The organism is Streptomyces sp. NBC_01017 (assembly GCF_045162795.1).
Taxonomy (GTDB): Bacteria; Actinomycetota; Actinomycetes; order Streptomycetales; family Streptomycetaceae; genus Streptomyces; species Streptomyces machairae.
On sequence record NZ_CP108683.1, the window covers coordinates 9110973 to 9136352 of the forward strand.

Here is a 25380-nt window from a genome sequence, read left to right on the forward strand (position 1 = left end):
CTCCGGCGTGCTGCGTTGCGCGGGTTCGGTGTGTCGCCCGATCGGGTCTCATCACGGTCCGTTTCCCGTACTGCGTCCGGTCGAGCGAGCCGGCCCGGTCACGGCCGGCCCGTCGCCGGAGATGCCCTGGGAGTCCGCCGGTGGGGGGAGACGACGGATCCACCAGGAGTGGATCAGTGACCGGCAGTGAGTTCGTCGCCGGCCTGCTTGCGCAACAGTGTGCACACGTCGTGCAGTCCGGAGTGCAACTGATCCAGTTCGGCGTCTGTGACATAAATCGAGGGCTCGAAGCGCAACGTTCCGACCGCGCTGGCCGTCGGGAACGTCCGCACCCGGTGCCTGCGCAGCAGATGGCCCGCCAGGAAATAGCCGAACAGGCCGCTCTGCGAGATCTGGCGCAACTCGGGCGACGAGGCCTCGGACTGGTCACGGAATTCCAGGCCCTGCATGAGCCCGTGTCCGCGCACCTCCGCCACCACGTCGGGGAATTCCGCCCGGAGCGAGTCGAGTTTCGCGCGCAGAGCCGCACCGCGTTCCTCGGCCTGCCGATAGGCCGCTCCGCCGTCCCTCTCCAGCAGTTCGAGGACCTTCAACGCGATGTGGCAGGAGAAGCTGTCCTTTGCGAAGGTCGAGCTGTGCACGATCTCGAAATCCCGGCGATAACGCTTCTCGCGCACCAGCATCACGGACGCCTTCGCGATGCCGCCGCCGAGCGTCTTTGCAAGGGTGTAGTAGTCACCGCGCAGCCCGATTCGGGAACTGGCGAGCAGTGCGCCCGTGCGGCCCATTCCGCTCTGGATCTCGTCGACGACGGGGCAGTCGATCCGGGCGCAGAACTCCTGGATCTCCAGGGCGAACTCGCGGGACAGAACGCGAATTCCCCCCTCGCCCTGGATGGGTTCGACGAGGAAGGCGCAGAACACCGGGAACTCGTGTTCCGTCACCGTGATTTTGCCGTTGTGCGTGCTCAGTCCCAGCAGGACCCGGCGCTCGCGCGCGTGGACGGCGTTCAGGTCCTCGGGGCTGTCGTGCGGGACGAACCGCGCCTGCGCGCCGAGGGACTTGAAGGGCAGCCGGTAGCCCTCGTTGTGGGTCAGCTGCACACTGCCGGCGAGCTTGCCGTGGAAGCCGCCCTCCAGGGCGAGGAACAGCGGTGGAGTCGCCGCGACTTCGTCGTTGCGGCGTCTGATCGCCGTCTCCAGCAGGCGGACGGCATCGTTGTCGTCGGCGGCCAGAGCGACCCCGAGACGTGCGGCCGCCTCGCCGTGGACGGTGGCGGACCCGTTCGCCGCGGCGGTGCGCGCCGCCGCGAGCTCGGCGTCGACGGAGCCCAGCAGTTCGGATATGCGTATGCCCCGGTCCAGTTCGGCGTGCTTGACAGCGGCTTCCACCGATTCCGCGCCACTGTTCCCGAAGATGGCGTAATAGGGCTCGTCATCGGAGAGTTCCCGCGCGATGATGCGGTTCAGTTCGGCGGCCAGCCGGTTGGCGTACGGGTGGCGTGAGAACTGCGCGTGGATCGGGGTGTGTTCGGCGAGCAGCTCGCGGGCATACGCGGTGATCTCGGGGTGGTGGTGGCCGAGCAGCACCGAGCCGTACCCGCCGGCGAAGTCCACGACCGGCGACTCGGTGCCGTCGTCGTCGCGTACGTACAGCGTGTTCGCCTCGGCCCGCACGTATTCCACCGCCAGTCCCGCGGTGTCGAGTACCTGGCGCAGATAGGGCTCGGCGAGTTCGCGTTCCGCGGCTGCGGCGGAGGTCTCAGTCATGCCCTCAGGGTCCGATGGCCGGGTAAACATCCGGTCATTGAAAGGTCATCGGTCCCGCCCCGTCGCAGGAGGCCCACCGGTTACCCGGGCATGAAGGAACCGCGAGGCGCCGCGACTACGTTGATTTCGCCGGCCGCCCATTCCGTGCGGACGGCACAGACGTGTCCCGTGACCCATCGGAGAGTGGCATGAATTCCGCGTCCGCCGAACTCGATCACGCTGCCGTGCGTTCCGGTCACGAGCCGGTACGGCCGGACCGGCTGCGCGAGGTGATGTCCCGCTTCGCCACCGGCGTCACGGTCCTCACCGTGGGCGGAGAGCACCTGCACGCCATGACGGCGAACGCCTTCAGCTCGGTCTCCCTCGACCCCCCGTCGGTGCTGTGCAGCGTCGGCCACAGCGCGGTCATGCACGGTGCTCTCACCGGGGCCGGACGATTCGCCGTGAACATACTGGGCGCCCACCAGGAGCCCCTCGCCCGGCACTTCGCCGACAAGAGCCGCACGCTGGGTGCCGCCCAGTTCGAGCGCGGGGACTGGCGCGCCGGCGAGCACACCGGGGCTCCGCTGCTCGACGACTCGGTGGCGTGGCTGGAGTGCGAGCTGACCGAGTCCCACGTGTTCGGCGACCACACCATCTTCATCGGCACCGTACTGGCGGCGGGCGCGGGCGCTGCCGGTGACGAGCTGCTGTTCGTCAACGGCCGCTTCGGGAAGCCCGTCACCGCCTCCTGACCACCGCCGGCGGACGTGACGACAGGGCGGCACCACCCACCGGGATGGTGCCGCCCTGTCGCGCGTCGGTGGCCTCCCGCCGTCGCGGGAGGCCGGCCGTCACAGGAAGTACGTCCCCGGGTCCATGCCGAGCAGGACGCGCCCCTGGACCTCCAGGTTGGCGTCGCGCTGGACCAGGGCGTGCAGCGAGAAGCCCTGGATGTCACGGTGGAACCGCTGCAGGGCGACCTCGCGCCGGATGACCGAGCCGCCGCTCGCCGCGTACAACAGCTCGACGGCCTCCTTGGCGAGCTGCGCCGCGTACGCCGTCCGGCCGCGGATCACGGCCTTCTCCTCGTCGGTGGGCTGCTCGCCCACGTCGGCCCGGGTCTGCAGGACCCCGAGCCACAGGTTTGCCAGGGCCTCGGCGGCGTCGATCTTGTTGGCGGCGGTGGCGACCTGGATCTGGGTGAGCGGGTGCAGCTTCTGGTCGGTCCAGTCCGTGTACGTGATCCCGCGGCCGGGCAGCCGGTCGAGGAACAGCTCGTACGCACCGCGCGCGATGCCGGTGAAGGCGGCCGCGACGCCGGACAGGACGTACCCGAGCAGACCGTAGTTGCGTCCGGTGGCGCCCGTGTTCGCGCGGTCGCCGGTCGCGCTGACCATGGCCTCCTCCAGGGAGACCACCCGGTGGGCGGGCACGAACACGTTCTCGGCGGTGGTCGTGCAGCTGCCGGTGGCGGAGCCCGAGCTGACGTGCCAGTCGTCGGTGACCTTCAGCTCGGAGACCGGGACCAGGGCGACGAGTTCCTCGTGGGTCCCGTCGGGGCGCTCCACCATCGCCGCCAGCAGGTCCCAGTCGGCGCCCCGGACACCGGAGTTGTAGCCCCAGGTGCCGTTGAGGCGGTAGCCGCCGTCGACGGGGGCGAGCGTGCCGGTGGGGGCGAAGACGATGGAGACGCGGGCGCTGCCGTCGGCGAAGACCTCCTTCTGCGCCCGGTCGGGATAGAGGGAGGCGCACCAGGTGCTGGTGAGCCACACCATGGTCAGCCAGCCGGTGGACGGGCAGCCGCGTGCGACCTCGGCGATGACCTTGAACTGGTCGGCCGCGCCGAAGTCGAGTCCGCCGTGGGCGCGGGGCACCGCGGTGCGGAACACTCCCGCCCTGTCGAGCAGTTCGATGTTCTCGTCGGGGATCCATCGCCGGTCCTCCGCGTCCGCGCCGTTCGCGCGCAGCGTGGGGACGACATCGCGTACGGCGTCCAGTACGGACGCCAGGTCTTGCTGTTCGGTCACTGCTTCTCCTCGGGCCGTCTGAGGGGCATCTGGGTTTTCCGGCACGGCGGAGCCCCCCTGGCGCACCAGGGGGGCTCCCGGGCGTACTAGTCGGCGACGAGACCGCTCGCGGCCACCGGACGGTCGATGGCCATCAGCCAGCGGCCGTCCTCGATGCGGCGCAGCACATCGGTGCAGACGCCCTCCAGCCGGACCGGTTCACCGTCCGGGCCGGTGGTGTCGATGGAGTACTCGACACCGATCAGCGCCACGTCCCCGGCCACGTAGGAGTGGGTGACCTTCGCCTTGAGGGTCGGCTTCGCGGCGAGGAAGTCCTTGAAGAACTTGAGCCGGGCGGCGCCCGTCAGGGGCTCGCCGGAGAAGTTCGATATCGAGTCGTCGAGGTAGAGACGGTTGAACAGCTCGCCGTCACCCGAGTTGAACACCTGGATGAAGATCTCGTTCTGGATGTCCGTGTCGGAGGTGAGGTCGGGCCGTTCCGGGTCGAAGGGGACGGTGAAGGAGGTGGCTGACATGGCTGTGCGGTTCCCTTCCGGGGGGTGGGTGGGTGATGTGCCGGCGGTCATTCCTCGCCCGCTGCCTGCCGGGCGGCGCGCAGACCGGACTCGATGGCGCCGTCGATGTAGCCGCTCCAGCCGTTGGCTATGTCGCCGCTGGCGAAGGAGAGCCGCCCGCTGGTGAAGGTCACGTCCGGGTAGAGCGTGGTGAGCTGACGCGGCTTGCGGAACGCCCAGCCGCCGCGCGCGTAGGGGTCGCGACCCCAGTCGTGCACCTTGACGCCGATGACGTCCAGGTTCACGCCCAGCTGCTGCACGGCCTTCTTCACCTGGGTGACGTTGGTCGCGTCGAAGCGGGGATCGGTGCTGAAGGCCACGTAGAGCATGCCCTCGGACGTCTCCTTGAACGGCAGCAGCATCGGGATCGGCGAGCCGCCCTCGGCGCCCTGCCCGTAGACCCGGCCGGCTCCCTTGCGGGCGTGGATCCACAGCTTGACCGCGTTGGAGACCGCGATTCCCTGGCTCGCGGCCGTGGTGAGCGCCGCGGGCAGGGACGGGGTGAACTTGACCGTGTTCAGGGCGTTGACCGGCATCGCGACGACGACCGCCTTGGCGCTGTAGCGCGTGCCGGAGGTGGTGGTGACGTACACCAGTGATCCGGTGTCGTTCACCGAGGCGACCGGCGAGCTGAGCTTGATCGTCGGCTTGGCCTCGTTGACCATCGCCTGGAGCAGCGCCTTGGTGCCCTTGGCGATGCGCCAGCGCATGGTGTCGTTCCAGCCCTGGTTCGTGTGGCCGGCCAGGGCCCACCAGTGGGCGAACATCGTGAAGGCGCCCGTGGTGCTGGCGCCGCCGGAGTAGACCGCCGTCTGCCCGTTGACGAGGAGTTCCTCCTCGGGGGTGAGGGCGAGCTGCTTCAGGCGGTCGCGCAGCGACAGCTTGTCCAGGCTCTGCAGCAGGTCGGCCCGGTGCAGCGGCTGGAACGGCTTCTCGAAGTACGTCCGCGAGCCGTCAAACATGCGCTCGAAGAGGGTGCCCATCCGGCCGAAACCGTCCTCCGGCGTGAACTGCCGCGGACCGTTCGGCGTCGGCAGCCACGTGGTCGAGATCGGCTCGTCCTCCTCCAACGCCAGCGAGTAGCGCGTGAGTTCGGCGCCGAGGTAGGGCTGGGTCGGCTCGACCCAGGTACCGCCGCGCTCGATCAGCCGGCCGCCGTAGGTGTCCGTCCAGGTGCGGCCGCCGAGGCGGTCGCGGGCCTCCAGGACGAGCACCCGCTTGCCGCGGGCGCGCAGTTCGCGGGCGGCGGTGATGCCCGCGAACCCCGCGCCGATGACGACGACGTCCCAGTCCGCCGCCTCGGCGGCCCGGGTGGCGGCCGAGGCGACCGGGGCGAGGGCGGGTACGGCGACGGCCGCCGCCCCCGCCGCCTTGAGCAGGGTGCGGCGCGCCGGCCGTTGCCGGCTGGTGGGTCCGGTGCTGTGCATGGTGCTGTGTGTCCCCCGTGTACTAGGTGCGGGTCCGCCGTGCGGAACCGACATCTCACTCATGAGCCAAGGTGCTTTCGGGTCTGCGTGCCGCGGCGCTCTCGCCGGTCAGCTCGCCTGGCCGTACGGGTCGTCGATGGCGTAGCGCCACACCCCGTCCGCACCCCGGGTCAGCACGTCCACCCCGACGCCCTCCAGGTGCTCCGTCGTGCCGTCGTCGCCGGGGATGTCGATCGTCCAGTCGACGATCATCAGCGCGGTCTCTCCGGTCACGAACACCTGCCGGGGCTTTGCGGCCATCCGCGGCCCGGCCTCCAGGAATTCCCGCTGGTACTTCCGGCGTTCGTCACCGCTGAGCGGCTTGCCCGGTTCCCATACGGCGACGGCGTCGGCGGTGTAGAACTTCTCGACCGTCTCGAAGTCGCCGGCATTGACGGCCTCTACGTAGCGGGCGGTGTGGTTTTCCAGTTCCGCGACGAGCTCGGACATGGCGGAAATCGACCTGCCTTCTTGGCTGGAGAACGTTTGGGAGGAACGTCCAGGAGAAAGGAACGCTCCATGGGTGTACGCACGGTCGGTGCGGGCGCTCGTGCATTTCCGTGGCCGACACTATTCGGGCAGGTTCAACGTTCCAGCCACGCTGCGGTAATGCCGTGGTCTCACCGCGGTAGGGCGTGAACCAGGCACCATGCAAAAGTGCCGCCGGGCGACTGACTGGGAGTCGCCCGGCGGCACTTGGTCCGGTGAGTGGGGGAGGGCTAGGACTGGCGCACCCGGCCGTCCCACCGCCAGGCGCCGCGCCGCGGCAGGCCCGGCAGCCCGGTGCGTCCCGTGCACCACAGCAGCGTCTCGGCGGGGGAGTGGCCGACCGGCGCGTCGGGGAAGAGCCGCTCGACCACGGGCGCCGCCAGGGCGTCCGACGGCGTGTACTCCACGCCTACCGCCTGCGCGATGTCCCGCCCGTGGACGACGAGTTCGAGCACGCCCATCGCGGCGAAACCGGCCGCGTCGGAGTGCCCGTACGGGTGCCAGGCGCGGGCCTCGGGCTCGGTGTCGCGGACCGTGCCGGCGAGCAGCCTGCCGGCGATCCGGATGCCTTCGAGAGCGGCCGGGACGGGGGCGTGCCCGTCGATCGAGGAGAACAGGGTGATGTAGCGGTCGGTGGGACGGGCGATCAGCAGACCCGCGTAACCCACGACCCCGAGCGCGATGTGCGAAAGGGTTTCACGACAGCTCCAGTCCAGATCACCCGCCTTTCCGCGCCAGTCCTGATCTGCTCCCTTTTCGAGTGCCGAAGTGGTGTCCTCGGCCGCCGTCCGTACGAGTTCGGGCCATGAAAGAGTCATGTGGGGATGTTCCCATACGAGGCCTCGCGCGCACCGTCCGCTCATTTTCCGGTCTGTGTCCGGTAATTGGCGAGTAATTGTGCGTCAGGTCCGGCCGGTTTCCCTGAGATGTAGGGGTGATGACCGGGCGATGAGTGTGCTCTTACTGAGTTCTCCGGGCCGTTCAGTAAGGTTTTGAACTGCCCGGAGAGCGCTGGGTTCTCGCGCCTCTCGACCGGCAGTAGGAATCACTATCGAGGAGCCGGAAATGGCTACGAACGACGACCTGGCAGCCGTACTGGAAGCCGTGGACGGCATTGTCCCGACCTTGCGTGAGAACGGGCGCGCCGCCGAGGACCGCGGCTGGCTGCTGGACGAGAGCATCGAACTCCTGGAGAAGGCCGGGGTGTTCCGCATGGCCGTGCCGCGCCGGTTCGGCGGGCTCGACCTGCCGCTCGCCGACCAGGCACGGGTCATCACCGAGATCGGGCGCGGCTGCCCGGCCGCCGCCTGGGTGGCGATGGTGTGGGTGACAAGCACCTGGACGGCGACGCTCTACCCCGACCGGGCCCAGGAGGAGGTCTTCGCGGCCGGCTCCGTCAAGATCTCCAGCGCGTTCGCGCCGACCGGCGTCGCGGTCCCCACCGAGGGCGGCTACACCCTCAACGGCACCTGGAAGTTCAACACCGGCTGCAAAGGCGCCGACTGGGACTTCACCGCCGCGATGGTGCGCAACCCGAACGGCACCGAGGGCGAGATCATGGCCCTGGTCCCCATGGACCAGCTCAAGATCGTCGACGACTGGGACGTCTCCGCGGGCGCCGCCACCGGCAGTGCCACCGCGGTCGCCGAGGACGTCTTCGTGCCGGCCCACCACGCCGTGTCGTTCGAGGAGGTCATGGTCAGCGCGACCGGCGACCGCTCCAACACCGGTGCCACCGGGCGCAACTACGGCCTGCTCAGCTTCGTGATGGCGGAGTGCGCCGCCGTGTTCATCGGCATCGCGCGCGGTGCGTACGAGCTGTTCCTCGACCGGCTGCCCGGCCGCGGGATCACGTACACGGACTGGACCGACCAGAAGCTGCACCCGCTCACCCAGATCCAGGTCGCCACCGCCGCCAACAAGATCGACGCCGCCGAGGCCCTGTCGACCCGCTGGCTCACCCTCCTCCAGGAGCGCGCCGACGCCGGCGAGCAGCCCACCGACGCCGAGAAGGCGATCGTGCGCGGCCAGACCGGCTTCGCCGCCCAACTGGCCAAGGAGGCCGTGCAGATCCTGTTCAACGCGGGCGGCGGCTCCGTCATCCGGCGCGACGTCCACCTCCAGCGCTTCCACCGCGACATCCAGGGCTTCTCCCTGCACGCGCTTGCCAACGCCGACGTCAACCTCGAACTCCAGGGCCGCGTCCTGGTCGGCCTGGAGCCCGGCACCGTCTTCCTCTGAGTCGACGCCCATTCCCCCGGGGCTCGCGCCCCGGACCGCATTCCCACCGGCACGCCCAGCGGGCCGGCCCGTTGAGCAACACCACTTCGTACTGCAACACCACTTCGTACTGGAGGAATTGATTCATGGGTGACAACCACACCTCGGTGTCGGTGCTCGGCCTCGGCCTGATGGGGCAGGCCCTCGCCGCCGCCTTCCTGAAGGCGGGTCACGCCACCACCGTGTGGAACCGTTCGGCGGACAAGGCCGACGGCCTCGTCGCGGACGGCGCGGTGCTCGCAGCGAACCCCGCCGACGCCGTCGCCGCGAGCGACCTCGTGATCGTGTGTGTGTCGACGTACGACGTGGTGCACGACGTCATCGGCTCGCTGGGCGACGCCCTGCACGGCAAGACCGTGGTCAACCTGACCACGGGCTCCTCCGAGCAGGCCCGCCAGACCGCCGAGTGGGCGGAGAAGAACGGCGCCAAGTACCTCGACGGCGCCATCATGATCACCCCGCCCGGCATCGGTGCCGAGACCTCGGTCCTCTTCTACGCCGGCGACCAGGCCGTCTTCGACGCCCACGAGCCCGTCCTGAAGCTCCTCGGCGGCGGCACCACCTACCTCGGCACCGACCACGGCAAGCCCGCCCTGTTCGACGTGTCGCTGCTCGGCCTGATGTGGGGTGCCCTCAACAGCTTCCTGCACGGCGTCGCCATCGTGGAGACCGGCGGCGTCAAGGCTCAGGAGTTCCTGCCGTGGGCGCACATGTGGCTCGACGCCATCAAGATGTTCACTGCCGACTACGCCGCGCAGATCGACGCCGGCGACGAGAAGTTCCCGGCCAACGACGCCACCCTGGAGACGCACCTGGGCGCACTGAAGCACCTCGTCGAGGAGAGCGAGGCGCTCGGCGTCGACACCGAACTGCCCAAGTACTCCGAGGCGCTGATGGAGGGCATCATCGCCCAGGGCCACGCCAAGAACAGCTACGCCAGTGTCGTGAAGGCGTACCGCCGCCCGCAGCAGTGACCGGGTCCGGTACTCGCTTCACCCCCTGACGAAGGGGCCGGTTCTGAATCCCCCGTCGGAGCCGGCCCCTTCCACATGCCCGCACACCGGCGTCGCGTAATCCAATGGGCCTTCGTTCTGATTCCGGCTGCCGATTCGTGTGCCGGTCCCGTGCGCTTTCCGTCCTGCAATTCCCGGTTTTCGCGAAAGGTGTGTTCCATGACCGAGAACGGCGACAGCACGACCCCACGCGCCAACGGACGCGTCAACAGAAGAACGCTTTTGAAGGCGGCGGGCGCCACCGCGCTCACCGCCGGTGCCGTCACCGCGACGGCGCCCTCCGCCGCGGCCGACGGCACTGCCTACGACGCCATCGTGGTCGGCGCCGGCTACGCGGGCGGCACCGTGGCCCGCGAGCTCGGCGCCCGTGGCATGAAGGTCCTGGTCCTGGAGGCACGCGGCCGGATCGGCGGCCGCATCGAGCCCGGCACCCTGGCCGGGGAGCACATCGAACTGGGCGGCGGCTGGTTCGGCCCCGGCCAGGACCTCGTGGCCCGCGAACTGCGGCGCTACTCGCTGACCACCACCGAGGACGTACACGCCACCCGCATGGTGATGCCCGGCCCGGACGGCTACGTCAGCCACTCCCCGCAGGAGGCCGGCGCCCGGCTCAACAGCCTGTTCGCGGACTTCTACGCCGGCTCCGAGCAGTACTTCGAGCGGCCCTACGAGCCGCTGTACCGCAAGGACCTGCTGGCGTCGGTGGACCGTGTCTCGCTCGCCGACCGCATCACCCAGCTCGGGCTGTCCGGCGTCGACCACGACTGGGTGAGCGGTGCCACCTCGGTGTTCGCCGGCGGCAACCACACCGGTTCCCTCACCGGCCTCGCCCAGTGGTACCAGCTCGCGGGCGGCACCTACGACCGGTTCCTGTCGGTGATGAGCCAGCTGCCCCAGGGCGGCATGATCGCCATCCTGGAGCGGATGCTGCGCGAGTCCGGGGCGACCGTCAGCCTCAACTCGCCGGTCACCGCGATCCGTGAGCGCGGCGGCCTCACCCACGTCCAGGTCCGCGGCGGCCGGGTCTACCAGGCGCCGGTCGTCGTGCTCGCCACACCCGTCAACATGTGGTCCACGCTCACCTTCGAGCCGGGCCTGCCCAAGGTGTACGCCGACGCCGCCCGCGAGGGCCTCGGCGTCCCGCACGCCACCAAACTGTGGCTGCGGGTACGGGGCACCTCCGAGGCGGTCTCCGCCCAGGCACCGGAGGGCGCCCCCATTCTGCTGCTGATCCCGCAGAAACAGCTGCCCGACGGCCGTATCTTCGTCGCCTTCACCGGCCCCTCCCTCGACGTGTCCGACCGGCAGGCGGTGCACGCCGCCGTCCGCGGGCTGCTGCCGGAGGCCAGGGTGGTCGAGTACCGGGCGAAGGAATGGCACAAGGACCCGTACGCGCGCGGCGGCTGGGGCCTGCGCCGGCCGGGGCAGCTCCTGCGCCAGCTGCCGGACATCCAGCAGCCGTTCGGCCGCATCGTCTTCGCGGGCGGTGACATAGCGAGCGGCTGGAACGGCGCCTTCGTCGAAGGTGCCCTGGAGTCCGGCTTCCGTGCCGCGGAACAGGCGGCAACCCTCGCCGGCTGACCGACGGCAGCGCCATGACCGGGCGGTGGGAAACGGGGAGTGCGGTCCCCGTCCATCGCCCGGTCATGGCGCCTTCTCTTTTTCCGGCGCGGTTTATCCGGCGAACCGATCGTGCCGAATTACCGAAGCGAGGCCGAACACTGAGAAGGGGGAGAGACCACCCTGCCTACGATCGGGCCGAACATTCCCCCACTCAAGAGCCTTGCGGTAATTCGGCAGGAAAGGGCAGTCGAGCGCGATGACGAATCAGCACCAGTCCGAATCGATGAGGACGCGCCGTGCACAGAGCGAGGCAATCGCGGTCGTCGGCCTTTCCTGCCGCCTGCCCGGAGCCGGAAATCCCGAGGCCTTCTGGGACCTGCTCAGCACCGGCACCTCCGCCATCACCCCGGTACCCCGGGACCGCTGGACGTCCGCGACCGGCGAGGCCGAGGCCGCACCCACCGGCACCGAACCCGGCCTGCGCCACGGCGGCTTCCTGGAACGCGTCGACACCTTCGACGCCGGCTTCTTCGGCATAGCCCCGCGCGAGGCGCGCGTCATGGACCCGCAGCAGCGCCTCGTGCTCGAACTGGCCTGGGAGGCACTGGAGAACGCCGGCATCGTCGCGGCCACCCTGCGCGGCAGCCGCACCGCCGTCTTCGTCGGCACCCTGCGCGACGACTACGCCGCGCTGCTCTACCAGCACGGCGCCCGGTCCGTCACCCAGCACACCATGACCGGCGTCAACCGCGGCGTGATCGCCAACCGGGTGTCCTACCACCTCGGCCTGCGCGGCCCCAGCCTCACCGTCGACTCGGCGCAGTCCTCCTCGCTCGTCGCCGTGCACCTGGCGTGCGAGTCCCTGCGCACCGGCGAGTCCGACGCCGCCATCGTCGCCGGCGTCAACCTCAACATCCTCGCCGAGGCCGCGGTCGCCGGGGAGCGCTTCGGCGGACTCTCCCCCGACGGCACCACGTACACCTTCGACGCCCGCGCCAACGGCTTCGTGCGCGGCGAGGGCGGCGGCGCCGTCGTCCTCAAGCCGCTGTCCCGGGCCCTCGCGGACGGCGACGACGTCCTCGGCGTGATCCACGCCAGCGCCGTCAACAACGACGGCTCGACCCCCGGACTGACCGTCCCCGGCCAGGAGACCCAGCAACGGGTCCTGCGCGAGGCGTACGACCGCAGCGGCCTCGACCTCGACGCCGTCCAGTACGTCGAACTGCACGGCACCGGCACCCCGGTCGGCGATCCGATCGAGGCCGCGGCGCTGGGCGCGGTGCTCGGAGCGTCCCGCGCCGACGCCGCCCCGCTGCGCGTCGGGTCCGCCAAGACCAACGTGGGTCACCTGGAGGGCGCCGCGGGCATCGTCGGCCTCATCAAGACCCTGCTGGCACTGCGCCACCGCCGCCTGCCCGCCAGCCTCAACTTCGCCACCCCCAACCCGGCGATCCCCTTGGCCGACCTCGGCCTGGAGATACAGCACGAGACCGGCGACTGGCCCGCCCCCGACCGGCCGCTGATCGCCGGCGTCTCGTCGTTCGGCATGGGCGGCACCAACGCCCATGTGGTGGTGGGGGAGGGGCCGAAGCGGCCGGTGGCGTCGAAAGCCGGCGCCTCTGAGGCGGACGGCGTCCTGTCGCCCTCGGCCGACGCGAAGCCCGCCGGTCCCGAGGCGGGGGACGTCCCCCTGCCCTCGGCCGACGCGAAGCCCGCAGCTCCCGCAGCTCCCGCTGCGAAGGGCGCCCCCGCGCCCCAGGCCGAGCCGAAGGCCCCCGCCCCCGAACCGAGCGGCACCCTCCTGCCCTGGGTCGTCTCCGGGCGCGGCCCGGCCGCCCTCGCTGCCCAGGCGGACCGGCTGCTGGCCGCCGTGACCGCCGTACCCGAGCCGCGTCCCGAGGACGTCGGCCGGTCCCTGGCCACCACCCGCACCGTCTTCGACCACCGTGCCGTCGTGCTCGCCGACGACCACGCCGGGATGGTCGCCGGCCTGTCCGCCCTGGCAGAGCACCGGACCTCCGCGCAGGTCGTCACGGGCGCGGTCCGCCCCGGCACGACGGCCTTCCTGTTCACCGGGCAGGGCGCCCAGCGCGCCGGCATGGGACGGGAACTGCGCGCCGCCTTCCCGGTGTTCCGCGCTGCATTCGACGAGGTGTGCCAGGCCTTCGCCCCGCTGCTCGACCGCCCCCTCGCCGAGGTGGTGGACTCCGGGACCGGCCTGGACGACACCGCGTGGACCCAGCCGGCGCTGTTCGCCGTCGAGGTCGCCCTGTACCGCCTCGTCACCTCCTGGGGCGTCGCCGCCGACCACGTGGCCGGACACTCCATCGGCGAGGTCGCCGCCGCGCACGTCGCCGGCGTGCTGTCGCTCGACGACGCCGCCCGCCTCGTCGCCGCCCGGGGCCGGCTCATGCAGGAACTGCCGGCCGGCGGCGCCATGATCGCCGTACAGGCCACCGAGGACGAGGTGGCGCCGCTGATCGCTGCGCAGGCGGGGCCGGTGGCGGTCGCCGCCGTCAACGGGCCGCGCTCCGTGGTGCTTTCCGGTGCGCACGACAGCGTCACCGCCGTCGCGGAGCACCTCGCGGCGCAGGGCCGTAAGACCCATCGCCTCACGGTCAGCCATGCCTTCCACTCCCCGCTCATGGACCCGATGCTGGAGGCGTTCCGCGCCGTAGTGCGGCAACTGACGTTCCACGAACCGCGGATCCCGGCCGTGTCCACCGTGTCCGGCACCGTCGTCGAGCCGGGCCAGTGGACCTCGGCCGACTACTGGGTCGAGCAGGTACGCCGCCCGGTGCGCTTCCTCGACGCCGTACGCACCCTGGAGAACCTGAACGCCGCCACCCTGCTGGAGCTTGGGCCCGACGGCGTCCTGACGGCGCTGGCCGCCGCGAGCGCCGGCGACACCGGGACCGCCGCGCCCGTCGCCACGCTCCGCGCCGGGCGTGCCGAGGTGCGGTCCCTGTTCGCGGGCGTCGCAGCCGCGTTCGTCCGCGGCACGCCCGTCGACTGGGCCGCCGTGCATGCCGACGGCCCCGGCCGCCGCGTCCCCCTGCCCACCTACGCCTTCCAGCGCGAGCGCCACTGGATCGACGGCCCGGCCGCCCCTGTGGCTGAGGGCACCGCGCGAATCGACGACATGGCAGCCCCCGCGGCTGCAGCTCCTCCGCCCGAGGACGCCGTACCCCTGGCCGCCCCGGCCCGAGCTGCGGGCCCCGACGCCACCGCCCTCGTGCTGGCGCAGGTCGCCGCCGTGCTGGAGCACACCGACGTCCAACGCGTCGACCCGCACGCCGCGTTCAAGGACCTCGGCTTCGACTCCCTCATGTCGGTCGAGCTGCGCGACGCGCTCGCCGCCGCCACCGGCCTGAAGCTGCCCAGCGGCCTGCTGTTCGACCACCCCACCCCGGCCGCCCTGATCGCCCACCTCACCATCTTGCTCGCCGGCCCGGAGACCGGCGCCCCCGCCGAGGACCGCGCCGGGCGCGGCACCTCCGACCTGACGCACGAACCCATCGCCATCGTCGGCATGGCCTGCCGCTATCCGGGCGGCGTCACCTCTCCCGAGGAGCTGTGGCGCCTGGTCGCCGACGGCCGCGACGCCATCTCCGGCTTCCCCGCCGACCGGGGCTGGGACGCCGACCTGTACGACGCCGACCCCACCCACGGCGGACACAGCACGGTCCGTGAGGGCGGCTTCCTGCACGAAGCGGCCCTGTTCGACAACGAGTTCTTCGGGATCTCGCCCCGCGAGGCCCTCGCCATGGACCCGCAGCAGCGCCTTCTCCTGGAGACCGCCTGGGAGGCCGTCGAGCGTGCCGGCCTGGACGCCGCCACCCTCAAGGGCAGCCGTACCGGCGTGTTCGTGGGCGCCACCACCCTCGACTACGGGCCCCGGATGCACGAGGCACCCGACACCGTCGAGGGGCATCTCCTCACCGGCACCACGCCGAGCGTGATGTCCGGACGCATCGCCTATCAACTCGGGCTGATCGGCCCGGCGGTCACCGTCGACACGGCCTGCTCCTCCTCACTGGTCGCCCTGCACATGGCCGTACGGTCGCTGCGCAGCGGGGAGACCAACCTCGCCCTCGCGGGCGGCGCGACCGTCATGTCGTCGCCCGGCATGTTCGTGGAGTTCTCCCGCCAGCGCGGCCTGGCGGGGGACGGGCGCTCCAAGTCCTTCGCCGCGTCCGCCGACGGCACTTCCTGGGCGGAGGGGGTCGGCCTCCTCGTCGTGGAGCGTCTCTCGGACGCCCGCCGGCACGGCCACCGCGTCCTCGCCGTCATCAGAGGCAGCGCGATCAACCAGGACGGCACCGGCAACGGCCTCACCGCCCCGGTCGGCCCCTCCCAACAGCGCGTCATCCGCGACGCCCTGTCCGACGCCCGTCTCACCCCTGCCGAGGTGGACGCGGTGGAGGCGCACGGTACGGGGACGCGGTTGGGCGATCCGATCGAGGCGCAGGCGTTGCTCGCGACCTACGGCCAGGACCGTGAACGACCTTTGTTCCTGGGGTCGTTGAAGTCGAACATCGGGCATGCGCAGGCTGCTGCGGGTGTCGGTGGTGTGATCAAGATGGTGCAGGCGATGCGGCACGGTGTACTGCCGCGCACGCTGCACGTGAACGAGCCCTCGCCGTTCGTGGAGTGGGACGCGGGCTCGATCGAGCTGCTGACCGAGGAGCGTGAGTGGGCCGCGCGGGAGGACGCACCACGTCGCGCGGGTGTCTCCTCCTTCGGCATCAGCGGGACCAACGCGCATGTGGTGGTCGAGGAGTTCGTGGTGCCGGAGGAGGCTGCTGTCGAGCGGCCGGAGCCGTCCGGGCCCGTTCCGTTCGTGCTGTCCGCGCAGGACGAACCGGCACTGCGCGCCCAGGCCGGGCGACTGCACGACTTCGTCGCCGAGAGCGGCGCGCACCTCGCCGACACCGGCGCGTCCCTCGCCGTCACCCGCACCGCCCTGCCTCAGCGCGCCGTGATCACCGCCACGGACACCGACACGCTCCTCGCCGGACTCGCCGCCCTGGCCCAGGGCGAGGAGACCGCACAGGTCGTCGCCGGCAGCGCTGCCGGCGCGGGCCGCACCGCCTTCCTGTTCACCGGGCAGGGCGCCCAGCGCGCCGGCATGGGCCGCGAACTGTACGCCGCTTCCCCGGTGTTCGCGGCGGCCCTGGACGAGGTGTGCGCGGCTCTCGACGAGCACCTCGAACTGCCGCTGCGCACGGTGATGTTCGCCGACGCGGACAGCGAGCCCGGCAGGCTGCTGCACCGCACCGCCTACACCCAGCCCGCCCTGTTCGCCGTCGAGGTCGCCCTGTTCCGGCTCCTCGCCCACCACGGCACGGCACCGGACCTGCTCGCCGGGCACTCCATCGGCGAACTCGCCGCGGCCCATGTCGCGGGCGTGCTGTCCCTCGCCGACGCGGCCCGGCTGGTCGCGGCCCGGGGCAGGCTCATGGAGGCGGCTCGGGCGGGCGGCGCGATGATCGCTGTCGAGGCCACCGAGGCCGAACTCGCCGCAGACCTGGAGAAGACGGCGGGCCGGGTGGCCCTGGCCGCCGTCAACGCTCCCGACTCCGTCGTGATCTCGGGCGACGAGGACGCGGCCGAGAACCTGGCCGGACAGTGGCGTGGCCGAGGCCGCCGCACCCGTCGGCTCCAGGTCAGCCACGCCTTCCACTCGCCGCACATGGACGACGTCCTGGACGAGTTCCGTGCCGTCGCCGAGAGCCTCACCTTCCACGGGCCGCGTATCCCGATCGTCTCCACGGTCACCGGCGAACTCGCCGGCCCCGACGAACTGACCTCGCCCGGCTACTGGGCGCAGCAGATCCGCCGGCCCGTACGGTTCGTCGACGCCGCCCGCACCTTGCACCGGCACGGCGCCACCGTGTTCGTCGAGACCGGGCCCGACGCCGTGCTGGCCCCGCTGACCCGCGCCGCCCTGCCCGACGCGGACGCGGTCGTCGTCCCGCTGCTGCGCGCTGCCCGCGCCGAGGGCGAGACCTTCCTCGCCGGGGTCGCCGCGGCCTGGGCGGGCGGCGCTCCGCTCGCGGCCGAGACGTTCCACCCCGGCGCCCGCCTCGTCGACCTGCCGACGTACCCCTTCCAGCGGGAGCGCTACTGGCTGACGCCCGGACGGCCGCTCGACGCACGGGGCCTGGGCCTCGACCCGGCCGGTCACCCGCTGCTGCACGCCTCGATGGAACTGGCCGGAAGCGACGGGCTGGTCCTGACCGGCCGCCTCGCCGTCACCGACCAGCCCTGGCTCGCCGACCACGCCATCGCCGGGACGGTCCTCGTGCCCGCCACCGCGTTCCTGGAGCTGGCCCTGGCCGCGGCGGGCCGCTTCGGCATCGACCAGATCGACGAACTGACCCTGGAAGCCCCGCTGGAGTTGCCGGAGCGGGGCGCCGCACGCGTCCAGGTAGCCGTCGGCGCTCCGGACGCCACCGGCAACCGGCCCGTGGAGATCCACGCCGGCCCCGACAGCGCCTCCGAGCACGGCACGGATGCCGAGCGCGTATGGACGCGACACGCCTCCGGCACCCTCGGCGGCACCCCACCGACCGGACCCGACCTGCGGCAGTGGCCGCCCGCCGGCGCCGACGAGGTCGCACTGGACGACGCCTACGAACGCCTCACCGCACTCGGCTACGCCTACGGCCCCGCCTTCCAGGGCCTCACGCGTCTGTGGCGCACGGCCGACGCGCTGTACGCCGAGGTCGCCCTGCCCGACGCGCACAAGGACGGCGCCGACCGGTACGGACTGCACCCCGCCCTCTTCGACGCGCTCCTGCACCCGGTCGTCCTGCACGCCGCCGGGGACGACACCGCGGCGGACACCATCAGGCTGCCGTTCGCCTGGTCCGGCGCGTCCCTGCACGCAGCCGGCGCCGACACGCTCCGGGTACGGATCGAGCCCGGCGGATCCGGCACCTACGCGCTGCACGCCGCGGACACCGTCGGCGCGCCGGTCATGAGCGTGGAGTCCCTCGCCCTGCGCCCGGTCGCCAAGGACCGGCTCCGCTCGGAGCAGCGGCTCAACGACTCCCTGTACGCCGTGGAGTGGACGCCGGTCACGGCACCCGACGCCGCCGCCCCGCACGTCGTGGAGGCGTCCGACCTCTCGCAGGTGGACGACACGGCCGACGTGGTGCTCGTGCGCGCCCCCGCCGCCGGCGGACACGGCGACGTGGCGGCCGCCGCCCACCACACCGCGGAGGTCTTCCTGCACCTCGTGCAGAACTTCCTCGCCGACGAGCGTCCGACCGCCGCCCGCCTCGCGGTGCTCACCCGCGGTGCCGTGGCCGCCGCACCGGGCGACCTCGTCCCGGAGCCGGCCCAGGCCCCGTTGTGGGGTCTGCTGCGCACCGTTCAGTCCGAACACCCGGACCGTGTGGTCCTGATCGACGCGGACGAGGAGATGTCCGCCGACGACCGGCTACTGGCCGCCGCCCTCACGTCCGGTGAGGGACAGGTGGCGCTTCGGTCGGGTGGGCTGGCCGTGCCCAGGCTGCGGCGAGCCGCGCCCAGCGACGGTGGTGCGGTGTCGTGGGGCTCGGGCTCCGGCCCGGTGTTGGTGACGGGTGGCACCGGTGGGCTGGGCGCTGTCGTGGCCCGGCATCTGGTGGCGGCGCACGGGGTGCGGTCGCTGGTGCTGGTGAGTCGACGCGGCGAATCGGCCCCCGGCGCACGGGAGTTGAGGTCGGAGCTGGAAGCCCTGGGCGCTGCCGTGACGCTGGCGGCGTGTGATGTGTCCGATCGTTCGGCGCTGGCGGCCCTGCTGGCCGAGGTCGGCGAGCTGTCGGGTGTGGTGCACACGGCGGGTGTGCTGGACGACGTGACGGTGGAGGGGCTGTCGGCCGACCGCCTGCACAGCGTGTTGCGTCCGAAGGTGGACGCGGCATGGCATCTGCACGAGCTGACCCGGGAGATGGCGCTCGGCGCGTTCGTCCTGTACTCGTCGGTGTCGGGTCTGCTGGGCACGGCAGGCCAGGCGAACTACGCGGCGGGCAATGCCTTCCTGGACGCGTTGGCGGCACACCGCCGGGCTGCCGGGCTTCCCGCCACGTCCCTCGCCTGGGGCCTGTGGGACGGCACCCACGGCATGGGCGGCACCCTCGGCGACGCCGACCTCGCCCGCTGGACGCGCCAGGGCATCAGGACCCTCACCCCCGAGCAGGCCCTGGCCCTCTTCGACGCGGCCCTGACCGGCGACGACGCGCTGCGCGTCCCCGTGGTCTTCGAGCCGCGTGCACTGCGCGCGGAGTCCTCACCCCTGCTGCGCGACCTCGCCCCGGCCCGCTCCCGGCGCACGGCGGCGCGCGCGGCCGACGAGGGCGGTGAGGGCACCACATGGGCGCAGCGGATCGTCGCACTGCCGCAGGAACGGCGCCGCGAAACCGTTCTCGACATGGTCCGCGGCATCGTGGCCGGCGTCCTCGGCCACACCGACCCGCAACGCCTCGATCCCAGGCGCGCCTTCAAGGACAGCGGCTTCGACTCCCTCGCCGGCGTCGAACTGCGCAACCGCCTGAACACCGCCACCGGACTACGGCTGTCCGCCACCGTCGTCTTCGACCACCCGACGCCCGACGCGGTCGTCGACCACCTGCTCACCCGGATCGCGGACACCGCCGCCCCGGTCCCGGCCCGCACCGCGCGGCCCACCGCCGACCACGACGAACCCATCGCGATCGTCGGCATGGCCTGCCGCTTCCCCGGCGGCGTCGCCTCACCGGACGACCTCTGGCGCCTGGTCCTGGAAGGCGGGGACGCGATCAGCGAGTTCCCCGGAAACCGCGGCTGGGACCTCGACGGCCTCTACGACCCGGATCCCGCCCACACAGGTACCTCCTATGTCCGGCACGGCGGATTCCTGCACGACGCCGACCGGTTCGACCCCGCCTTCTTCGGCATCCCGCCGCGTGAGGCCACCGCCATGGACCCGCAGCACCGACTGCTGCTGGAGACGGCCTGGGAGGCCTTCGAACACGCCGGCATCGACCCCACCGCCCTGCACGGCTCGGACACCGGCGTGTTCACCGGCGCCATGTACGACGACTACGCGTCCCGCCTCGCGGCCAGCCCCGAGGAGTACGAGGGCTTCCTGCTCGCGGGCAACCTCTCCAGCGTGGTGTCGGGACGGCTCTCCTACACCTACGGCTTCGAGGGCCCGGCGGTCACGGTCGACACGGCCTGCTCGTCCTCGCTGGTCGCCCTGCACCTGGCGGCGAACGCGCTGCGGGGCGGCGAGTGCTCCCTGGCCCTCGCCGGCGGCGTGACCGTCATGGCCAGTCCGCACGTCTTCGTCGAGTTCTCCCGCCAACGGGGCTTGTCCCCCGACGGCCGCTGCAAGTCCTTCGCGGCGGGGGCCGATGGTGTGGCCTGGTCGGAGGGTGTGGGTCTGCTGGTGGTGGAGCGCCTGTCGGACGCGGTGCGCAACGGCCACCAGGTGCTGGCGGTCGTACGCGGCAGTGCGGTGAACCAGGACGGCGCATCGAACGGTCTGACGGCGCCGAACGGCCCGTCCCAGGAGCGCGTGATCCGGCAGGCGCTGGCCGCGGCCGGTCTGTCCGCCGCCGAGGTGGACGCGGTGGAGGCACACGGCACGGGCACACGTCTCGGCGATCCGATCGAGGCACAGGCGCTGCTGGCGACCTACGGCCAGGACCGCGAACGACCCCTGCTTCTCGGGTCGTTGAAGTCGAACATCGGGCATGCCCAGGCGGCTGCGGGTGTCGGCGGCGTGATCAAGATGGTGCAGGCGATGCGGCACGGAGTCCTGCCCCGGACACTGCACGTGGACGAGCCTTCGCCGTATGTGGAGTGGGACACGGGCGCGGTCGAGCTGCTGACCGAGGCCCGGGAGTGGACCGCGCGGGACGGTGTGCCGCGTCGAGCCGGTGTCTCCTCGTTCGGCATCAGCGGGACGAATGCGCACGTGGTGGTTGAGGAGTTCGTGGCCACAGACGCCGCCGCCGTCGAGCGGTCGGAGCCGTCCGGGCCCGTTCCGTTCGTGCTGTCCGCACGGGACGAACCGGCACTGCGCGCCCAGGCCCAGCGCCTGCACGACCACCTCGAAAGCCACCCCGAACAGTCCCTCACGGACCTCGGCTGGTCCCTCGGTACCCGGCGCGCCCGGCACAGCCGCGGAGCCCTGGTGGTCGCCCGGCACCGCACCGAACTGCTCGACGGACTCGCCGCGCTGAGCCGCGGCGAGACCACCCCGGCGGCGCAGCGCACCCCCGCGCCCCCGCGCGGCAGGACCGCCTTCCTGCTCACCGGGCAGGGCGCCCAGCGCCTCGGAATGGGCCGCGAACTGTACGCCGCCTCCCCGGTGTTCGCCGCAGCCCTCGACGAGGTGTGCGCCCACCTGGACCCCGAACTCATGCGCCCTCTGAAGTCGGTGCTCTTCGCCGCCGAGGACAGCGCGGACGCCGCGCTGCTCGACCAGACGGCGTTCACCCAGGCTGCCCTGTTCGCCCTGGAGACCGCGCTGTTCCGCCTGGCCGAACACCACGGCCTCACCCCGGACTTCCTGCTCGGCCACTCCATCGGCGAGGTCACCGCCGCCCACCTCGCGGGCGTGCTCGACCTGCCCGACGCCTGCGTCCTCGTGGCCGAACGCGGCCGGCTGATGCAGGCCGCGCGCGAGGGTGGTGCCATGGCGGCCGTCGAAGCCGCGGAGGACGAGGTACGCGCCGCGCTCGCACCGTACGGCGACCGGGTGGCGGTCGCCGGCGTCAACGGGCCGCGCGCCACGGTGATCTCCGGCGACGACGACGTCGTGGACGAGCTCGCCGCCCGGTTCAAGAAGCAGGGCGCCCGGGTCAAGCGCCTCCCCGTCAGCCACGCCTTCCACTCGCCGCACATGGACGAGGTCCTGGACGAGTTCCGTTCCCTCGCCGCGGACCTCACCTTCCACGAACCGCGCATCCCCGTCGTCTCCAACGTCACCGGCGAGCTCGCCACGGCCGAGGACCTGGCCTCGCCCGACTACTGGGCCCGCCACATCCGCGAAGCCGTCCGCTTCCTCGACGGCGTACGCCTTCTGGAGGCCAGGGGCGTCACCGAGTGGCTGGAACTCGGCCCCGACGGCGTGCTGAGCGCCCTGGCCGCCGAGTCCCTGGAGACGGCCTCCGGGGTCGTGGTCCCGGTCCTGCGCAGGGGCCGTTCCGAGACGGAGGCGTTCGCCGCCGCCCTCGGACTGCTGGCCGCTCGCGGCACCGACGTCCGGTGGGACACCGTCTTCCCCGGCGCGAGCGGGACCGACCTCCCGCTCTACGCGTTCCAGCGGCAGCGCTACTGGCTCGACGCGCCCACCACCGTCAGCGACGCCGCCGGCTTCGGACTCGTACCCGCCGACCATCCGCTGCTCGGCGCCGCCGTCCCGCTGGCCGACCGCGACGAACACGTCCTCACCGGCCGTCTGGCCCGCGGCACGCACCCCTGGCTGACGGAGCACACCGTCGCCGGGACCGTGCTCGTGCCCGGCACCGGACTGCTCGAACTCGCCCTCCGGGCAGGCGAACAACTGGGCGCCACCACGGTCGAGGAACTCACCCTGGCCGCCCCGCTGGTGCTGCCCGAGCGGGGCGGCGTGCACCTCCAGGTGTCCGTCGGCGCCGAGGACACCGACGCGACCCGCCCGCTGCGTATCCACACCCGGCCGCACGGCGACCCCGGCCACGACGGGACCTGGACCCTGCACGCCTACGGCACTCTGCGCGGCGCCGGCACCGACACGGCTGCTCAGGCGCTCACTGTCTGGCCCCCCGCCGGGGCCCGGGAGATCGACCTCACCGGTGCCTACGAGCGTCTGGCCGAGCGGGGTTACGGCTACGGGCCCGCGTTCCGCAACCTGCGCCGGCTGTGGACCGTCGGGGACGACCTCTGCGCCGAGGTCGCCCTCGGCGACGAACAGCGCACCGAGGCGCGCCGGTTCACCCTCCATCCCGCGCTGCTCGACGCCGCACTGCACCCGCTGCTGCCCGGAGTCGTCGGTGACGAAGGCGAACCACTGCTCCCGTTCACCTGGGCCGGAGTGAGCGCGACCGCCGCGGGCGCGTCCGTGCTGCGGGTCCGGCTCGCCGGAGCCGCGGCCCCCGAGACCGCGAACAGCGGCTCCACGACGGTCGCGCTCACGGTGGCCGACGGCACAGGCGCACCGGTCGCGACCGTGGCGGAGCTGACCCTGCGCCCGCTGACCGCCGAGTCGCTGCGCGCCGCCGACGCCGGCTCCGCCGACGGCCTGTTGCGGGTCGAGTGGAGCAGGCCGGCCACGGCGGACGTCACGGCCGACCTCTCCGCCTGGGCGGTCGTCGGCCCGGCGTCGGACCTCGGCCTGCCGGCCGGCACGGTCCGCTCCTACGCCGACCTCGGCGAGCTGGCACGCGCCGTCGACGCCGGCGAACCCCTGCCTGCCCTCGTCCTCGCTCCCCACACCCCCGCGCCGGCCGGTGACTCTCTGCCGGACGCCGCGCGGGAGGCGGCGCACCGGGCCCTCGTCCAGGTGCAGGAGTGGCTCCAGGACGAACGGTTCGTGGACTCCGGCCTCGTGGTCGTCACCCAAGGTGCCGTGGCCACCGCGGCCGGCGAGGACGTCACCGACCTGGCGCACGCCCCGTTGTGGGGCCTGCTGCGCTCGGCTCAGACCGAGAGCCCGGGCCGCATCCGGCTCCTGGACCTCGACGCCGCCGACACGCCCGCCCTCCCGGCCGCAGTCGCCTCGGGTGAGGTGCAGGCGGCGGTGCGGTCGGGTGAGTTGCTGGTGCCCCGATTGCGGCGGGCTGTGCCCGGTCAGGGCGCGGTGTCGTGGGGTTCGGGTCCGGTGCTGGTGACCGGCGGCACCGGTGGGCTGGGCGCTGTCGTGGCCCGGCATCTGGTGGTGCAGCACGGGGTCCGGTCGCTGGTGCTGGTGAGCCGGCGTGGTGAGTCGGCCGCTGGTGCGGGGGAGTTGCGTGCGGAGCTGGAGACTCTGGGCGCTTCGGTGACCGTGGCCGCCTGTGACGTGTCGGACCGGTCGGCCCTGACTGCGCTGCTGGCCGAGGTGGGCGAGCTGTCCGGTGTGGTGCACACGGCGGGTGTGCTGGACGACGTGACGGTGGAGGGACTGACCGCTGACCGGCTGGACGCCGTGTTGCGTCCCAAGGTCGATGCCGCCTTGCACCTGCACGAGCTGACGCGGGACATGGACCTCAGGGCGTTCGTTCTGTACTCGTCGATCGCGGGCCTGCTGGGCACGGCGGGCCAGGCCAACTACGCCGCGGGCAACGCCTTCCTGGACGCGCTGGCGGCCCACCGCCGCGCTGCCGGGCTCCCCGCCACCTCCCTTGCCTGGGGCCTCTGGGAGGAGACCAGCACCATCACCGGCCACCTGGCCGAGGCGGACCTGCGCCGTCTGGCCCGCTCCGGCCTCCTGCCCCTGGCCACCGACGACGCGATGGCCCTCTTCGACGCCGCCCCGGCCACCGGCGAGAGCGTGCTCGCCGTCACCCGGCTGGACACCCGGGCGATCCGCGCCCTGGGAGACCAGGTACCTCCCCTTCTCGCCGGGCTCGTGCGGGGGAACAGCGGGAACAGTGCCCGCCGCCCCGCTGCCGCGGGCAACACCCCGGTCGGCCGTCCCGAGGGCCAGGGCCAGGGCCTCGCCGAGCGGCTCGCCGTCCTGTCCGCGCCGGACCGGGAACGGGCCCTGGTGGAGCTCGTACGGGGCCGGGTGGCCGCCGTCCTCGGGCACGCCGACCACACGGCGATCGACGCCGACCGGCCCGTCCAGGAACTCGGCTTCGACTCCCTCACCGCCGTCGAGTTGCGCAACCAGCTCGCCGCCGAGACGGGACTGCGGCTGCCGACCACCCTGGTCTTCGACCAGCCCACGCCGAGGGCGCTCGCCACGTACCTGGGCGAACGGCTCACCGTCGAGGAGACCTCGCCGGACGAGCCGGTGCTCGCGGAACTGGCGAGGCTCGAAGCCGCCATCGAGGCAGCCGCCACCGACGCGTCCGCACACGGCCGGATCACCGCCCGCCTCCGGGAACTCCTCGACGCCGCCGACAGCGCGGCCGGGACCTCGGACCAGGACCGGAACCACGGCCTGGACGACGACTTGGGTGACGACCCGGACGACGACCTGGTCGACGACCTGGACTCGGCCACGGACGAGGAGTTGTTCGCCCTCGTCGACGAACTGAACTGAACCCAACGCCCACAACGGCACCGATCAC

At 72.3% G+C, this 25380-nt stretch carries 11 protein-coding genes; 5 read left to right on the forward strand and 6 right to left on the reverse strand.

Annotated features, from left to right (window positions below; translation table 11 throughout):
- Positions 1-173: 173 nt before the first annotated feature.
- Complete coding sequence (locus OG331_RS41855) at positions 174-1769, reverse strand: aspartate aminotransferase family protein (RefSeq protein ID WP_406206861.1); 1596 nt, start codon at positions 1767-1769, stop codon at positions 174-176.
- A gap of 188 nt (positions 1770-1957) precedes the next feature.
- On the opposite strand from OG331_RS41855, the gene OG331_RS41860 reads away from it, so the two are divergent.
- The gene (locus OG331_RS41860) at positions 1958-2503 is read left to right on the forward strand and encodes a flavin reductase family protein (protein WP_406206863.1); all 546 of its coding nucleotides are present in this window, start codon (positions 1958-1960) and stop codon (positions 2501-2503) included.
- Positions 2504-2602: 99 nt separating this feature from the next.
- Here the strand turns inward: OG331_RS41860 and OG331_RS41865 are convergent, their stop codons facing one another.
- The 5 genes from OG331_RS41865 to OG331_RS41885 all read right to left on the reverse strand — a co-directional run bounded on the left by OG331_RS41865 (position 2603) and on the right by OG331_RS41885 (position 7105).
- The gene (locus tag OG331_RS41865) at positions 2603-3778 is read right to left on the reverse strand and encodes an acyl-CoA dehydrogenase family protein (protein WP_406206866.1); all 1176 of its coding nucleotides are present in this window, start codon (positions 3776-3778) and stop codon (positions 2603-2605) included.
- 86 nt (positions 3779-3864) lie between these two features.
- Complete coding sequence (locus tag OG331_RS41870; RefSeq protein WP_406206869.1) at positions 3865-4293, reverse strand: YybH family protein; 429 nt, start codon at positions 4291-4293, stop codon at positions 3865-3867.
- A 47-nt stretch (positions 4294-4340) separates the two neighbouring features.
- On the reverse strand, positions 4341-5759 hold the full coding sequence (locus tag OG331_RS41875; RefSeq protein ID WP_406206872.1) for a flavin monoamine oxidase family protein: 1419 nt from the start codon (positions 5757-5759) through the stop codon (positions 4341-4343).
- A 108-nt stretch (positions 5760-5867) separates the two neighbouring features.
- Positions 5868-6248: a YybH family protein gene (locus OG331_RS41880; protein WP_406206875.1), complete on the reverse strand. Its 381-nt coding sequence runs from the start codon at positions 6246-6248 to the stop codon at positions 5868-5870.
- Between the two features lie 269 nt (positions 6249-6517).
- Positions 6518-7105, reverse strand: coding sequence for a maleylpyruvate isomerase N-terminal domain-containing protein (locus OG331_RS41885; protein ID WP_406206878.1), 588 nt, complete (start codon positions 7103-7105; stop codon positions 6518-6520).
- Positions 7106-7352: 247 nt separating this feature from the next.
- Here OG331_RS41885 and OG331_RS41890 point away from each other — a divergent pair, with 247 nt between their 5' ends.
- The 4 genes from OG331_RS41890 to OG331_RS41905 all read left to right on the forward strand — a co-directional run bounded on the left by OG331_RS41890 (position 7353) and on the right by OG331_RS41905 (position 25352).
- Positions 7353-8528: an acyl-CoA dehydrogenase family protein gene (locus OG331_RS41890; RefSeq protein WP_406206881.1), complete on the forward strand. Its 1176-nt coding sequence runs from the start codon at positions 7353-7355 to the stop codon at positions 8526-8528.
- A gap of 125 nt (positions 8529-8653) precedes the next feature.
- Positions 8654-9541 (forward strand): NAD(P)-dependent oxidoreductase, encoded by an 888-nt coding sequence (locus tag OG331_RS41895; RefSeq protein ID WP_406206884.1) that lies wholly within the window; start codon positions 8654-8656, stop codon positions 9539-9541.
- Positions 9542-9739: 198 nt separating this feature from the next.
- The gene (locus tag OG331_RS41900; RefSeq protein WP_406206887.1) at positions 9740-11161 is read left to right on the forward strand and encodes a flavin monoamine oxidase family protein; all 1422 of its coding nucleotides are present in this window, start codon (positions 9740-9742) and stop codon (positions 11159-11161) included.
- A 238-nt stretch (positions 11162-11399) separates the two neighbouring features.
- Complete coding sequence (locus OG331_RS41905) at positions 11400-25352, forward strand: type I polyketide synthase (protein ID WP_406206889.1); 13953 nt, start codon at positions 11400-11402, stop codon at positions 25350-25352.
- Positions 25353-25380 lie beyond the last annotated feature (28 nt).